We start from the raw sequence: 15606 nt of genomic DNA on the forward strand, positions 1-15606 counted from the left end.
AACTGATTATTCATGCTGAAAAATAATACAGTAAACAAAAACCAGATTTAATCTGGCTCAATATCACAAAGGAATCCATTTATTTTCATACAAAAATGGAATACCAAACAAAAGGACTGCCTTTTGAAATACAAGGAGTCGAGAAACATATTGTCACGTTTAAAGCTATAAATGATGAATAATTTATTTCTGATTGTGTTACTGTGTACCTTTATTAGCTGCAAGAAAGAAGCACTAAAAAGTGAGCTAATCTTGGAAAAAAAGACTGTAAAACCTCGTGTGCAACCGGAAGGAAAACCAACTAACATTGATTCTGCTGTTGTAATTTCGTCGCACAACAAAGTGCTAAAGGATTTTTATAGCTCCACAAATTACAGAACGGTTTGGCAATCAGAAAAAAAGAGGAAAATAGTTTTAGCCGAGCTTCTCAAATCAAGTGAAGAGGGACTCAATCCGGAGGATTACAACTTAAAAACATTATATAATTTTGAAAAAAGAGCAACAACTTTAGACTCTTTAGACATTGTAAAATATGACATTTTATTGACCTCCTGTTTGCAAAAATACATCTCACATCTTACTAATGGAAGACTAAATCCCCGAAAATTATACAAAAAATGGGATTTGAAAGAAAACTATATTGACTTAAACGCAACTGTTGCCCTATTACTTCAAACCGATTCTTTGGCTTATAAAATACAACAACTGAAACCCAGTCATATTGTTTACAAAAGATTAAAAAAAGCACTTCGACAAATTAATACTTTTCCAAAAGATGATTTCAAGCCGATAAAATTTACAAAAATAATAACGCCTAATGACACCAATCCTTCACTAATTGCCATCAAGAAGAGATTAATTTATTGGAAAGAATTGCAACCTAAAGACAGCCTTTCCCCAGTTTACGATGAAGAAACGGTGAATGCATTAAAAAAATTTCAAAGTCGGCACGGTTTAGCCGCAGATGCAAAAATTGGAGCAGGAACAATTGCATCTCTCAATTTTTCTAAAAACCAACGAATACAACAAATTCTCGTAAATCTTGAACGCTGGAAATGGTATCCAAAACAAATGGGAAAGGAATACTTAATCATTAATATTCCTGATTACAAGTTGACACTGGTTAACAACAACGATACGTTGAGAACGCACAGAGTCATCGTGGGAAGAGCAAAAAGAAAAACACCGATATTGAGTTCTAAATTGACACAAGTCGTTTTTAACCCAACTTGGACGGTTCCGCCAACCATCCTGAGAGAAGATGTAATTCCTGCTATTCTAAAAAGCCGAAGCTACTTGACTCAATCAAATATTAAAGTTTACGATAGTAATGGAAGAATTGTAAGTCCTTATGAATGGCAACTGTCTCAGGCTAAAACGTATCGCTACGTGCAAAGCCCGGGTACTTTCAATTCGTTGGGCATGGTAAAAATTATTTTTCCAAATCGTTTTTCGGTTTATTTACACGATACGAATCACAGGGATTATTTTGACAAAATAGACCGTTCATTAAGTTCTGGCTGCGTTAGAGTAGACAATCCATTAGAATTAACAGAATATATATTAGATGACGAAGTCAATTGGAATTTGGCAAAAATTACAGAGACGTTACAAAACGAGAGAACAAAATTTGTTAACATCAAAAAAGAAATCGCATTTCACTTGTTGTATTGGACAGCTTGGAGCGAAAACAATAAATTAATTTTCAGAGATGACATTTACAATCTTGATGCTGCTTTGTACGATAAATTACGAAATTGATTTTGCTCCAAAATTAGAAACTCTGGAAGGATGATAAATAAAGAAACATGATTTGTCTTTTATAACGCTGATAATCTCTTTGGATAATTCAGTAGGAACAGCAGGACAGCCTTGGCTTCTTCCTAATCTGTGGTTATTTTTAATAAACGAATTAGAAACGTAATCAGCCGCGTGCATTACTACACCTCTTGCTCTTGCATTGTCATTTACTCCTTTTTCTAAACCGTCTAAACGAAGTGACGTGCCGTGTTTGCCATTGTAAATTTCACCTGTAGCATAAAATCCTAAACTGCTTTTAAAAGATTCAGCTGCATTTGAAAAATTATTAGCGAATTCTTCGCCTGTATTTCTTCCATGAGCAACAAGAGAATGAAACAATACATTTCCGGTAGTTAAATCAATTACCCAAAGTCTTTTGGTATTAGATGATAAACTAAAATCGACCAAAGTTAAAATGTCTTTCTTAATCAATCCTTTTTCTTTCAAAGAATAATATCCTTTCAAGGCAACAGCAAAACTTTCTAGTTTTGGTAACGCAAATTTGTCGGAATGTAAGCTGCTGTAAACCATTTCAACTTTTGCATCTATTCTTGAGGCCATTAATTTTCCAGAAGTAATTACTTCTGCGTGTGTTGCAGATTTACTGTTTTTTGGTTCAGAAGAATTTGGTTTGCTAGTAGAAAATGAAAACAGCAAAAACAAAACAGCAGGAAATATTTTATATATCATTGATTCTTTTTAAGTTAAACTTTATTTCTCGGTGGCAAACCTACACATAATAGCACCGTAAAAACAAAAATTATAAAAACTTTAATCTTAATATAACAAAATATAGTGAAAAAAATTGTTTAAACGCAAGAAAATAAAAATACATTATCTACTATTTTTGTTATTTTTGCCCACATACAACAATAATTCATGGCAAAACGTATTTATTTATCATTACTTTTTTTAATTATTTGCAGTATTAACACCTTTGGTCAAAAAAAGACACTTCAAGCAAAATCCATCACAGAAAACATTACAATCGACGGAAAGATCAATGAGCAAATCTGGGAATCAGCGTCGATCGCTTCAGATTTTATCATGTTTGAACCTGATAATGGAAAACCCATAAACAATGATAAAAAAACAGAAGTAAAAGTGCTCTATGACAATGATGCTATTTACATATCGGCAATGCTGTATGATAACGAACCCGGCAAAATTCAGAAAGAAATAACCAACAGAGATGTTTTTGGGGTTTCGGATCATTTCTCCGTTTACATCAATGGTTTCAATGATGGCCAACAGGATTTTAGATTTTTCGTGAGTGCTGCAGGTGTACAAATGGATTGTTTAGCGACCGAGGATTATGAAGATTTTACTTGGGATGCCATTTGGGATAGTGAAGTTGTGATCACCGAATTGGGTTGGGTTGTGGAAATGAAAATTCCTTACGCTGCTTTACGTTTTTCAAAAGCTGACAAACAAAATTGGGGATTAAACTTTATGCGCGAAATAAAGCGGGATGTGCAAAAATATACGTGGAACAGGATTGACACTAAAATTGGGGCGGTAATTCCACAAGCAGGAATTCTTCAAGGAATTGAAAAAATACAAACTCCAACTCGACTTTTCTTGATTCCGTATTCCTCTGCTTATTACCAACAAAGTGATATTGGTTCAGGTATTACTTTAAAAGCTGGGTTGGATATAAAATACGGCATCAACGATTCCTTTACATTAGATGCAATTTTGGTTCCTGATTTTGGACAGACAAAATTTGATAATGCAATATTATATTTAGAACCTTTCGAGCAACAATTAGAAGAAAACAGACCTTTTTTTACTGAAGGAACTGATTTATTTAGCAAAGGAGGATTGTTTTATTCTCGAAGAATTGGTGGCGGTTCCACTACTGAATTACTCCTTGCCAATGAAGAAGAAACCATTAATTATCCAAGTACCGTAGATTTACTGAATGCCATAAAAATATCAGGTCGTACTGAGAAAGGATTAGGAATTGGATTCCTGAATGCCGTTACTGAAAAAACAAAGGCTACTATAAAAAATAATGAAACAGGAGAAATTAGAAAAGAAGTAATTGAACCATTGACTAATTATAATATGTTTGTTTTGGATCAGCGTTTCAACCAAAACTCATCTGTTTCTTTTGTAAATGCAAATACCACCCGAAATGACGATTTCAGAGATGCAAATTCCTCTGCTTTGTTATTTGATTTAAACACAAAACAAAATACCTATAATTTGTATGGAGATTTCAAATACAGCGCTATCAATGCTATTGAAGATTACGATGGTTTTAAAACCGAAATAGGTTTTGCAAAAACGAGTGGGAAATATCGTTATGGGTTTTCCGGAAAATATGTTTCAGAAAATTATGATATTAATGATTTGGGAATCAATTTTTATTCCAATTATCATAATGCTTATGCCAATGGAAGCTACAGAATTGTAAATCCAACTAAACTTTTTAATACTTTCAGAATCAATCAATATATTAATTTTGAAATGGACAACACCTCTGGAAAATTACAAACCGGAGCTTTTGGGACAGAAATTAAAGCAAGAACATTAAGTAACGACGCTTTAGAGTTTGTTGTTGAATTTTCACCATTCAAAACATATGATTTTTATGAACCCCGTGAATATGGTAAATATGTGTTTTTGCCACAAAAAGTTTTTACAGCTGTAAATTTCACTTCCAATGACAATAATCCTTTCACCATCGTTCTGCAACCGTCAGTAACAATATCTAATGAGAAAGACAGAAACGTTTATGGGTTGTACATAAGTCCAAAATACAGATTTAATGACAGATTTTCTCTTGCTTATGTATTGGAATATTTTAACAAAACTAACGATCGTGGCTGGGTTGATACTGACAAAACCGGAATCTTTTTTGCCGAACGTATTAGAGAAACTGCTCAGCATGATTTTACTGGAAAATATGCTCTCAACAACAAAATGACCATCAATCTAACCGCACGGTATTATTGGTCGTATTCTAAAAACCATGAGTTTTTCACTTTACAAGACAGCGGTTATCTGACCCCAAACAGCACTTACGCACAAAATAAAGATAGAAATTTTAATTCCTGGAACTTCGATTTATCGTATTCATGGTGGTTTGCTCCGGGAAGCGAAATATCTATTTTGTACCGTAATTATGGTTTAGAAAGAGCCAGCATAGTAGAAAAAGATTTGTCCAAAAATCTTAAAAACATCTTCAATAGTGACCTTACTAACGTGCTTTCTGTAAGCATTCGCTATTTTATTGATTACAATTCAGTAAAAAATAAATTTTAATTTTTTTAAATCAAACTGTAACATATCATTGAAAATGGAGTCTATTCATTCAAACTATTCAGTGGACTGGTGATTGCTGCCTGTGAAACTATTTTGGTTTTTATAATTTAGCATCAATCACCAATCAATCAATCAATCAATCGTTTCATGAAAAATCACTTCCTCTTTTGTTGTTTATTACTATCTTTTATTGGTTACAGCCAAAAAAAAACATTACAAACCAAATTCATTTCAGAAAAAATTGAAGTTGATGGAAACTTAGATGAAACGATTTGGCAATCTGCGGCAGTAGCTTCAGATTTCATTATGTTTGAACCTGATAACGGCAAAACAATTCCTGAAAATAAGAAAACTGAAATTCGGGTATTATACGATAATGACGCGATCTACATCGGAGCGCTGATGCTCGATGACAATCCTAAAAAAATCTTAAGAGAAATTACGCAACGGGATAATTTTGGTACTTCAGACGTTTTTGGTGTTTTTATTAATGGGTTCAATGACGGACAGCAAGATTTTCAGTTTTTTGTAAATGCTGCTGACGGTCAGGCCGATTGTATCACTACTGATACTAATGGCGAGGATTATTCTTGGGACGCAGTTTGGAAAAGCAAAGCTGTTATTACGGATAAAGGTTGGGTGGTAGAAATGCGGATTCCGTATGCTGCACTGCGTTTCTCCGGAGAAAACAAACAAACTTGGGGACTTAATTTTTTCAGAGAAATAAGACGAGACCGTCACAAATACACTTGGAATTTCATTGATTCTAAACTAGGAACTTTCACCCAACAAACCGGAGTTTTGGAAGGAATTGAAAACATAAAACCACCTACCCGACTTTTTCTTTTACCATATTCTTCTTTTTATGTAAATGCTGACGCGAGACAAAAAACATACGGAACGCTTAAAGGCGGATTGGATTTAAAGTATGGAATAAATGATGCTTTTACTCTGGATATGATTTTAATTCCTGATTTTGGACAAACAAAATACGATGATCAAATCCTGAATTTAGGTCCATTTGAACAACAATTTAATGAAAACAGACCTTTTTTCACGGAAGGAACTGATTTGTTCAGTAAAGGGAATTTAGTTTATTCAAGACGAATTGGGGGCGTTCCAACATACAAGTTAAATGAAAATGAATCATTTACAGAGACGCCAAATGTTAGTCTTATCAATGCATTTAAAATTTCGGGCAGAACTAAAGATGGATTAGGAGTAGGGATTTTAAACGCTGTCACGAAAAAAACACCCACGTCTATATACAACGGTGAAAGCGGCGAAATCAGAAATGAAATAGAACCACTTGCCAATTACAATGTTTTGGTACTAGACCAGCGCTTTCGCAAAAATTCCTCCGTTGCATTTGTAAACACAAATGTTACCAGAAACGGAAGTTTTAGAGATGGAAATGTGACGGCATTAGTCTGGGATTTAAATACCAAGAAAAACACCTACAACCTTGCGGGTGATTTCAAATACAGTTACATCAATCGTGTAGAAGATAAAAAAGGAATTAATTCTCAATTGAATTTCTCCGAAACCAGTGGCAAATTCCGTTATGGTGTGGGAGCTGACATCACAACCAAAGATTTTGACAACAATGATTTAGGAATCAACTTTGAGACTAACTATTACAGTCTATATGGTAACGGCAGTTATCGAATCCTTAATCCAACGAAGTATTTCAACTCCTTTAATGCCCGAATAAACACGTATTCGCAATTTCAAAAAGAAACCGGTAAGTTACAGTCCGGCAATATCAACTTCCAGATTAATTCGAATACTAAAAAAAATCATTATTTAGGAATAGGCTTTGATGTTAACCCTATCGAAACTTATGATTATTATGAACCGAGAACCACTGACAGATACGTTATAAAACCTACAAAGATTGGCGGATTTATATACATTTCAACCAATTACAACAATAGTTTCGCTTTTGATTTTAATCCATCTTACGCTGTTTTTGATGAGGCTGGAAGAAATTCCTATGGTTTTTCTGTGGGTCCAAGATATCGTTTTAATGATAAATTATCATTGAACTATAACTTCAACTTTTTTAGACAAAACAATAATAAAGGCTACATTGACAGCATTAATGACGACCTCAATTCAGCTACGCCAAATACTATAATTTTTGCGAATAGAAATGTAATTACGTATTCCAATGCGCTTTCCGGGAAGTATTCACTGAACAGTCAAATGACATTTAATATTGCTTTACGTCAATACTGGTCGTATGCCGAAAATAAAAACGCTTTATCATTATTACAAAACGGAAGACTGGCTGATTTTGCGGGATACACAGACAACAAAAACTCGAGTTTTTATTCCTGGAATGCTGATTTGTCTTACTCTTGGTGGTTCGCGCCGGGAAGTCAAGTTTCAGTTTTATATCGAAATAATTCAGGCGGTTTTGACCGAAACATCAATAAAAAATTTACTGAGAATATCACCAATTTACTGAATAACGATGCCTTGAGTCATGTTTTCTCGATAAGTGTGCGATATTTTATAGACTACAATCAGGTTAAGAATAAATTCTAAATGCATTAACTATAAAAAAGATAACTATCCGCAACAAAATAATCATTTTTTGTTGTGGATCACCTCTGAATGTATAATAGTGATTTCCATTCATTCGAACATTTTTAGAAATACTTTACCTTTGTTTAAAATAAAGTACAATGAACAAAAAAGTAATTCTTATGATTTTGGACGGTTGGGGAAAATCTCCTGACCCTAAGGTATCAGCAATTGACAATGCCAACGTCCCATTTATCAATAGTCTCTATAGAAATTATCCAAGTGCTCAACTTCGAACAGATGGTTTAAATGTTGGACTTCCTGACGGCCAAATGGGAAACAGTGAAGTAGGTCATATGAATCTAGGTGCCGGAAGAATTGTATATCAGGATTTAGCCAAAATTAATCTTGCTGTTGCACACGATACTTTAGCCAAGGAGCAAGTTTTAGTTGATGCCTTTACGTATGCCCGAATAAACAATAAAAAAGTACACTTTTTAGGTCTGGTTTCAGATGGTGGCGTTCACTCTCATACTTCGCACCTCCGCGGCTTGATTGACGCAACGCAACAACACGGATTACAAAAAGTTTTCGTTCACGCATTTACTGATGGTCGTGACGTAGACCCAAAATCCGGCAAACATTACATTCAGGATTTACAGGATTATATCGCTAATACAACCGTAAAACTGGCTTCGGTTGTGGGACGTTATTATGCAATGGATCGTGACAGACGCTGGGAAAGAGTAAAACTCGCCTACGATTTATTGGTAAACGGAATTGGAACACATTCAAGAAATGCAGTAGCTAACATCGAAGAAAGTTATGAAGTAAATGTAACCGATGAGTTCATTCACCCAATAATTATGGTCGATGAATATGACCGACCATTAGCCACAATTGAAGAAGATGACGTGGTTATTTTCTTTAATTTTAGAACGGACAGAGGAAGAGAATTGACGGAAGTGTTGACTCAAATGGATTGTCATGAACAAAACATGCACAAACTCAATTTGTATTATGTTACACTAACCAATTATGACGAAACGTACAAAAACGTAAAAGTCGTTTATAATAAAGATAATATCACGGAAACGCTTGGTGAGGTTTTGGAGAAAGCTCACAAAAAGCAAATTCGTATTGCCGAAACGGAGAAATATCCTCACGTGACTTTCTTCTTTTCCGGTGGAAGAGAACGGCCTTTTATTGGCGAAAGCCGTATTTTGAAAAACTCTCCAAAGGTTGCCACTTACGATTTGCAGCCTGAAATGAGCGCTTTTGAATTGACAGTTGCTTTGATTCCTGAATTGGAAAAAGAAGAAGTGGATTTTGTTTGTCTGAATTTTGCTAACGGCGATATGGTAGGACATACCGGGATTATGAGTGCAGCGATAAAAGCATGTGAAGCCGTTGATAAATGCGTAGAAAGTGTAATCACGACAGCATTAGCCCACAATTATACAACCATCGTAATTGCCGATCACGGAAACTGTGAGACGATGATTAATCCTGACGGAAGTCCAAATACCGCGCATACTACAAATCCTGTCCCAATTATTTTAGTGGATAAAGATTCAAGGATTATTCATGATGGAGTTCTTGGTGATATTGCTCCAACTATCTTGGAATTAATGGGAATAGAAAAACCCGAAGCAATGACTTGTCATTCTTTACTATAACCTATTTATATATATTTAACAAAGAGCTACTCCCAACACGAGTAGCTTTTTTTATAAATAAAAGTTAAATACCATTATTGTCAATAGTATTACTATTATATTCGCAATTAATATGTAGGTTTTGTAACAACAGGCTGGATTCGTGACATTAGCGATCGCGTGAATCTTTTATAATCGTTGTTAACACTGCTTTAATAGTAACAAAAAACCGACTAAATACAATAAAATGAAAATTATATACACCATCGTCGTTATTCTTATTTCCCACTTGAGCTTTGGGCAAATATCTAATTCATATGAAATCAAAAAGGAATTTACAAATATTGAACTAGCATTAAAGGATCCGGATAAAGTATTTCGACTGAACTTGAGTAATCAAACATTAAAACTAGACGGTATTAGTTGGTCAAAATTTATTAATCTTGAACACCTAAGTTTGAAAAACGATCACTTAAAGGAACTTCCAAAGGAGATAATCCTTTTATCAAAACTTAAAATATTAGAATTAAGTGGAAATGATTTTTCAGTATTACCAGAAGATTTTTGGAAGTTAAGAAGCTTAGAAGAACTGTTTTTAAATGATGAAAAGAATTTAAATTTAGAGGCAAACATCAAAATAATGAGCAAAATGCCTTCTTTGCGAATATTGCATCTAGAAAATGACAATTTAAATAGTGTACCAAACACTATTGGTAGTTTGAAAAATCTAGAGTTTTTATATTTAAATAACAATCAATTCAATGAGATTCCAAAAGAAATTAAACAATTAGAGCATTTACAGTTCTTGGATATGCGTGATAACAAAATCACAGTTCCAAATCGTTCTGAAGAAAATTTGAATTTTGGATTTAGAATCAAACTGTAAAAAACAAAATAAGAAAAGTAAATTTTTTGGTAGTAGCAAAACTTAATCATTTATCGTATCTGATTTGTTTTAAAATAAAACCCAATCACGTTCATTTTAATTTTAATGTAGTTGTTAATCAGTCGTAAACTAAAGAGATGCAAAAGCGGTACGTTCATAAGATCACTTTTATTCTGATTTTGCAGTAATATCTTTAACCGTTTTGTTCCTTATACGATGCTTTCTATCAGAAATTTATTATTCTTCAACCCACTAATTTTAATCTTTACAGTATGAGACTTCATAATTATATTTTATTTAACGAAAGGATTTTTTAAACACCGCATTGCTGAAACATTTATACAAACATCATCGATTATGAATACCATACTAGCTAACGTAAAGATACAAGTCAACGAAAAAATATACGTTAAGAATCCAGAAACATCTCCTTTGGGTAAAAAAATCATCGAACAAGGAATTATTTTAATTGACGAAATTGGATTTGATAATTTCACATTCAAAAAATTGGGTGAAAAAATTGGTTCCAATGAAAGCTCCATCTATCGATATTTCGAAAATAAACATAAATTGTTAATTTATTTATCCTCGTGGTATTGGAGTTGGATGGAATACAAACTTCTTTTTGCTACAACAAATATAACAGATCCATTTGAAAAACTAAACAAAGCAATAACCATCGTAACGGAAAAAGTTACAGATGACACCGATACGGAGCATATCAATGAAGCCATTTTAAATAATATTATCATTGCGGAATTCACGAAAACATTTCAGACAAAAGAGATAGATCAGGAAAACAAGGAGGGTTTTTTTTTGATATACAAGCGGGTAATCAATCGCATTGTGGCAATTGTAAACGAGGTCAATCCAAGTTATCCCTTCGCAAAATCATTAGTTTCAACAATAGTTGAGGGTAGCTTACACCAACATTTCCTGAAGGAGCATTTAAAAACAATAACCGATTGTAATGAATCCGTTACCACGACCCACTTTTACCTGAATCTTATTAAAAATGTCTTACGATAAAACAAATCACAGCTATTATGACTCCTTTAAATCGTTTTTATAAACTACTTGCATTAGATAGAAAAGATGTCTATCAAATATTTTTTTACGCAATTTTTGCAGGATTAATAAGCTTGTCTTTGCCGTTGGGAATTCAGGCAATCACCAACTTTATTCAATCCGGAAGAGTAAGTGCTTCCTGGATAGTTTTAATTATTTTAGTAATTTTTGGTGTGGCATTAGTTGGGATTTTATCTTTAATGCAACTAAGAATTACCGAAAATTTGCAACAAAAAATATTCGTCCGTTCCTCATTTGAATTTGCGGCCCGATTGCCAAAAATAAAAATGGATCAATTGTACAATTCGTATCCGCCAGAATTAGCCAACCGCTTTTTTGACACGATGACCATTCAAAAAGGAACTTCTAAACTATTAACTGATTTTTCAGCGGCGTTGTTACAAATTGTTTTTGGAGTAATTTTACTATCATTGTACCACCCTTACTTTATTGTATTTGGTGTTTTACTGTTTTTCCTTTTGTATTTTATATTCAAATTTTCCTATAGATCAGGACTGGAAACTAGCTTAAAAGAATCAAAATTCAAATATAAAGTTGCGGGTTGGCTACAAGAATTAGCTCGAAATAATTACAGTTTTAAAAATGATCTTCACTACAATTTTGGCTTGCAAAAAAACAATGATATAGTAAGTGATTACTTAAATTATCGAGAAAAACATTTTAACGTAATCAAAAGGCAATTCAGCCAGTTAATTATTTTTAAAATATTGATTACCGGGAGTTTATTATCTATTGGTGGTTTTTTGGTCCTATCACAGCAAATGAACATAGGACAATTTGTAGCAGCAGAAATTATTATTTTATTGGTCATCAATTCAGTCGAAAAAATAATTGTTGGACTGGAAACATTTTATGACGTCCTAACTTCTATCGAAAAAATAGGACAAGTAACTGATCTCGAATTAGATGAAGAAACAGCGTTCGACAGTGATATTTGTTACGCTAATATTTCATTGGAAATAGAAAATCTTACCTTTAAATTTCCCCATTCAAACAAAGAAATATTGAGTAATTTGTCTTTAAAAATTGAACAAGGAGAAAAGATAGCAATTGAGGGACCAAATGGTTCTGGAAAAACAACGCTAATACGAATATTATCCGGTTTATTACAACCTACATCCGGTACTTTTTACATAAATGACGATACCTTTAGAAAAATTAACTTGAAACAATATCGTTCACAAATTGGCGGTGTTATACACGGTGAAACACCATTTGAAGGAACACTATTAGAAAACATTACCTTTAATAGCAACTCCGTAAGCAATGAAAATCTAAAGTGGGCTATTGAGGGCGTCCAACTTTCCAGCTTTGTTAAAACACTCTCAAAGGGTCTCGATACTCACATTTTTCCAGAAGGTAAACAATTAACTTCTTCTGACGCTGAAAAAGTACTTCTGGCCAGAAGTATATTACACAAACCAAAAGTGCTTTTTTATGAAGACCCAACGGACATGATGGACATTAAAGTTGCTAATGAAATTATTGATTTCCTTACTTCCGATAAAAACAACTGGACGATAATCGTTTCCTCAAAAAATCCATATTGGAAAACCAAATGCAATCGCATTATCACCATGCAAAATGGAGCTATTCAACTGGATTTAAAAAATAATTAGTCATGCTAAACATATCTGATAATAGAACAAAACTGCAGCCATTAGATCGTTTTGCTACGGTAAAAAACTTGACAAACAGGCCCCATTATAAAATTTTAAATAAAATTATCGCAGTTGTATCAATTATAGCTGTAACAGCATTGTTTCTGCCTTGGACACAAAACATTTCAGGATCCGGAAGCGTCACTACATTAAAACCAGACCAAAGACCGCAATCTATTCAAAGTGTGATTTCTGGACGCTTAGAAAAATGGTATGTTCAAGAAGGTGATTTTGTCAAGAAAGGCGATACAATAGTATTCCTTTCAGAGATAAAAGAAGATTACATGGATCCAAATTTAATTCAAAATACAAAAAATCAAATAGATGCCAAGAAACAATCATTACAATCATATAGCTCAAAAGTAACTACACTTTCAGGTCAAATAGAAGCCATTGAAAGAGAAAAAGTCTTGAAACAGGAACAAGCACAAAATAAAATCAAGCAATCTCGCTTAAAAATTGAAAGTGACAGCATGGATTTGGTAGCCGTGAAAACCCAATTAAAAATAGCCAATACGCAATACAATCGCTCCGTGCAGCTGAATAAAGAAGGGTTAAAACCACTGACTGATATTGAAGAAAAAAGGCTGAAATTACAAGAAGTGGAAGCTAAAATTATCACGCAGGAAAATAAATATTTAACCAGTAAAAATGAGCTTATAAATGCGAAAGTTGAAATAAACAGACTAAGCGCGGAATATGCTGAGAAAGTTTCTAAGGCCAATAGTGACAAATTTACAGCACTCAGCAGTCAGTACGATACTGATGCACAGGTAAATAAACTCGAAAATCAATATGCCAATTACAGCATTCGAAACGGCATGTACTACATCAAAGCATCGCAAAATGGATATATTAATAGGGCTTTACAATCTGGTTTAGGAGAAACTATCAAAGAAGGAACGCCAATTGCAACCATAATGCCTTCACAATATGACATAGCCGTTGAAACTTTTGTAAACCCAATAGATCTGCCACTGCTAAGCAAGGGCGAAAAAGTACGGGTTTGGTTTGATGGATGGCCCACCATTGTATTTTCAGGATGGCCAAACATGTCTTATGGAACCTTTGGAGGTGAAATTGTTGCTATTGAAAACTTCATCAGTGAAAATGGCAAATACCGGGTATTAATTGCTCCCGATAAAAACGAAGATAAATGGCCGAAACAATTAAGTATAGGAGCAGGAGCGCAAACTATTGCCTTGCTGCATAATGTACCTGTTTGGTTTGAAATTTGGAGAACATTGAACGGATTCCCTCCTAATTATTACAAACCAACGACCAAAACCACAAAAGAAAAGAAATAATGAAACACCTATTTTTAGCGTTTTTATTTTTCGGGTTTGTTGCATCAGCTCAAGATATCAACTCACAAGAATTCACTTATACCGAGTTTTTGGGTTATGTAAAAAAATACCATCCACTGGTGAAGAATGCCAACTTAGAAATCAATAAAGCACAAGCTAATTTGATGATGGCTCGCGGTGGGTTTGATCCAAAAATTGAAGTCGATTTCAGCAAAAAACAATTTAAAGACACCGAATATTATTCTATTTTGAACAGCAGTTTCAAAATTCCAACTTGGTATGGAATCGAGATTAAAGCGGGCTTTGATAATAGTGAAGGTGTGTATTTGAATCCCCAAAATACGCTTCCCAATCAAGGCTTAACTTCGCTGGGTGTAACTGTTCCGCTTGGACAAGGTTTATTTATCAATCAGAGGATGGCGGATGTACGAAAAGCAAAAATGCAAATTCAGTTGAGTCAGGCAGAACGAAAATTGCAGGCTATTGTAGTGTTGTATGATGCTTCGTTAGCATATTTTAATTGGAAGAAAAACTTCAATGAAGTGCAATTATATGAGGAATATAACAAAAATGCACTAATAAGATTGAAAGGAATTCAATCGTTAATTAAACAAGGAGACAAACCTGCGATAGACAGTGTTGAAGCGGGAATTATTGTAAAAAACCGCATATTAAATTTAGAAGATTCAAAGCTTAAATTGGCTAAAGCCAAATTAGAACTCGCTAATTTTCTTTGGTTGGAAAACAACATTCCCCTTGAATTATCCGATGAATTAATTCCCGAAATTCAATTGGAATTCACGATTCAGGAAAGTTTAAAAACGAATGATTTACTGAATACGGATTTCTCCATCACCAATCATCCAAAAATAAATGCGTTGCAAAGCAAGATTGACATGCTAAATGTAGAGAGAAAACTCAAGGCCAACATGCTTTTACCTAAAATTGATGTGGGTTACTCCTATATTTCAGAACCCAGCTATCTTGATAATTATCAATTTGAGGATTATAAAATCGGATTGGATTTTTATTTTCCTTTGTTTCTTCGAAAAGAACGCGGAAGTTTGAAATTGGCGAAATACAAAGTACAGGAAACCGAATTTACATTGGACTTAGAAAAAGTACAGTTGACCAATAAAATCAATGCCCAAAAAATGGAAATTGAATCCTTGTTAAGACAAAAAGAGCTCATAAAAAGTTTGGTTCAGGATAATCGCACGATGTTAAATTCAGAAGAAAGATTATTTTCTTTTGGTGAAAGTTCACTGTTTTTAATAAATACCCGTGAGAATAATTTAGTAATTGCGCAACTTTCGAAGATTGCTTTGGAAAACCGCTTTTACATTTCAAATTCAGAGCTTTTTAAAATAATGGCCAATCCGGATTAAATAATTATAAAA

General features: G+C 33.7%; 10 protein-coding genes. 9 read left to right on the forward strand and 1 reads right to left on the reverse strand.

The features are described from left to right. Positions 1-252 precede the first annotated feature (252 nt). Positions 253-1761 carry a L,D-transpeptidase family protein gene (locus tag ACP7AT_RS10160; RefSeq protein ID WP_426064209.1) on the forward strand — a complete coding sequence of 503 codons (1509 nt, stop codon included), beginning with the start codon at positions 253-255 and terminating at the stop codon, positions 1759-1761. Here ACP7AT_RS10160 and ACP7AT_RS10165 read toward each other — a convergent pair. Further along, positions 1750-2490: a murein L,D-transpeptidase catalytic domain family protein gene (locus ACP7AT_RS10165; protein WP_426064210.1), complete on the reverse strand. Its 741-nt coding sequence runs from the start codon at positions 2488-2490 to the stop codon at positions 1750-1752. The two genes, ACP7AT_RS10160 and ACP7AT_RS10165, sit on opposite strands and share 12 nt — an antisense overlap. 189 nt (positions 2491-2679) lie before the next feature. Between ACP7AT_RS10165 and ACP7AT_RS10170 the strand changes: the two genes are divergently transcribed. From ACP7AT_RS10170 to ACP7AT_RS10205, 8 genes are all read left to right on the forward strand, one after another. After that, on the forward strand, positions 2680-5073 hold the full coding sequence (locus tag ACP7AT_RS10170; RefSeq protein ID WP_426064211.1) for a DUF5916 domain-containing protein: 2394 nt from the start codon (positions 2680-2682) through the stop codon (positions 5071-5073). 147 nt (positions 5074-5220) lie between these two features. Continuing rightward, positions 5221-7626 carry a DUF5916 domain-containing protein gene (locus ACP7AT_RS10175; RefSeq protein WP_426064212.1) on the forward strand — a complete coding sequence of 802 codons (2406 nt, stop codon included), beginning with the start codon at positions 5221-5223 and terminating at the stop codon, positions 7624-7626. A 140-nt stretch (positions 7627-7766) separates the two neighbouring features. Then, positions 7767-9284, forward strand: coding sequence for a 2,3-bisphosphoglycerate-independent phosphoglycerate mutase (gpmI, locus tag ACP7AT_RS10180; protein WP_426064213.1), 1518 nt, complete (start codon positions 7767-7769; stop codon positions 9282-9284). A gap of 226 nt (positions 9285-9510) precedes the next feature. Further along, a complete protein-coding gene (locus ACP7AT_RS10185) occupies positions 9511-10149 on the forward strand; it encodes a leucine-rich repeat domain-containing protein (protein WP_426064214.1) in 639 nt (212 codons plus the stop codon). A 357-nt stretch (positions 10150-10506) separates the two neighbouring features. Then, positions 10507-11178 carry a TetR/AcrR family transcriptional regulator gene (locus ACP7AT_RS10190; RefSeq protein WP_426064215.1) on the forward strand — a complete coding sequence of 224 codons (672 nt, stop codon included), beginning with the start codon at positions 10507-10509 and terminating at the stop codon, positions 11176-11178. 17 nt (positions 11179-11195) lie between these two features. Next, positions 11196-12857, forward strand: a complete 1662-nt coding sequence (locus ACP7AT_RS10195; RefSeq protein WP_426064216.1) for a peptidase domain-containing ABC transporter — start codon at positions 11196-11198, stop codon at positions 12855-12857. A 2-nt stretch (positions 12858-12859) separates the two neighbouring features. Next, a complete protein-coding gene (locus ACP7AT_RS10200; protein WP_426064217.1) occupies positions 12860-14206 on the forward strand; it encodes an HlyD family secretion protein in 1347 nt (448 codons plus the stop codon). Continuing rightward, positions 14206-15594 (forward strand): TolC family protein, encoded by a 1389-nt coding sequence (locus ACP7AT_RS10205; protein ID WP_426064218.1) that lies wholly within the window; start codon positions 14206-14208, stop codon positions 15592-15594. The genes ACP7AT_RS10200 and ACP7AT_RS10205 overlap by 1 nt, the downstream gene beginning before the upstream one ends. Positions 15595-15606 lie beyond the last annotated feature (12 nt).

It is taken from the genome of Flavobacterium sp. DSP2-3-1 (genome assembly GCF_049896865.1).
Taxonomy (GTDB): Bacteria; Bacteroidota; Bacteroidia; order Flavobacteriales; family Flavobacteriaceae; genus Flavobacterium.

What these genes read in the sequence shown, in the direction of transcription:
- ACP7AT_RS10165 (WP_426064210.1), bottom strand. Translation starts at nt 2,490, where the DNA reads ATGATATATAAAATATTTCCTGCTGTTTTGTTTTTGCTGTTTTCATTT.
- ACP7AT_RS10170 (WP_426064211.1), top strand. Translation starts at nt 2,680, where the DNA reads ATGGCAAAACGTATTTATTTATCATTACTTTTTTTAATTATTTGCAGT.
- ACP7AT_RS10175 (WP_426064212.1), top strand. Translation starts at nt 5,221, where the DNA reads ATGAAAAATCACTTCCTCTTTTGTTGTTTATTACTATCTTTTATTGGT.
- gpmI (WP_426064213.1), top strand. Translation starts at nt 7,767, where the DNA reads ATGAACAAAAAAGTAATTCTTATGATTTTGGACGGTTGGGGAAAATCT.
- ACP7AT_RS10185 (WP_426064214.1), top strand. Translation starts at nt 9,511, where the DNA reads ATGAAAATTATATACACCATCGTCGTTATTCTTATTTCCCACTTGAGC.
- ACP7AT_RS10190 (WP_426064215.1), top strand. Translation starts at nt 10,507, where the DNA reads ATGAATACCATACTAGCTAACGTAAAGATACAAGTCAACGAAAAAATA.
- ACP7AT_RS10195 (WP_426064216.1), top strand. Translation starts at nt 11,196, where the DNA reads ATGACTCCTTTAAATCGTTTTTATAAACTACTTGCATTAGATAGAAAA.
- ACP7AT_RS10200 (WP_426064217.1), top strand. Translation starts at nt 12,860, where the DNA reads ATGCTAAACATATCTGATAATAGAACAAAACTGCAGCCATTAGATCGT.
- ACP7AT_RS10205 (WP_426064218.1), top strand. Translation starts at nt 14,206, where the DNA reads ATGAAACACCTATTTTTAGCGTTTTTATTTTTCGGGTTTGTTGCATCA.